This is a genomic window from Citrobacter sp. TBCS-14, from assembly GCF_005280805.1.
GTDB lineage: Bacteria > Pseudomonadota > Gammaproteobacteria > Enterobacterales > Enterobacteriaceae > Citrobacter > Citrobacter gillenii.
Genome location: NZ_SZWM01001214.1, coordinates 1 through 251, shown reverse-complemented (window position 1 = coordinate 251; position 251 = coordinate 1). Strand labels below are relative to the sequence as shown.

The following is a 251-nucleotide window of genomic DNA, read 5'->3' as shown; positions in this document are numbered from 1 at the left end:
GTCAGTATGGATGAACCCGCGCACTCAGTGACCACTGTTGACCATCATGCAGTAGTTGCCTCTCATCTGGTGAAACTGCGTGGAACATGCCGCGACGGGCAACGCCTTGATGTGCCCATGCCAACAATCACCGCTGGTGGCCAACACGTGGGTGAGGTACGCACATTTCTCGAGACGTATTGCGGGGAAAGTGACGATGAATGGCTGGTAACGATCGATGGGGTTAAATACCAGATCGTTGATATCGGAAT

1 pseudogene is annotated in these 251 nt (G+C 53.0%); it reads left to right on the top strand.

Features of this window, described 5'->3' with window-relative positions:
* A pseudogene (locus tag FDX22_RS32225) lies at window positions 1–251 on the top strand (DNA cytosine methyltransferase); the annotation flags it as partial.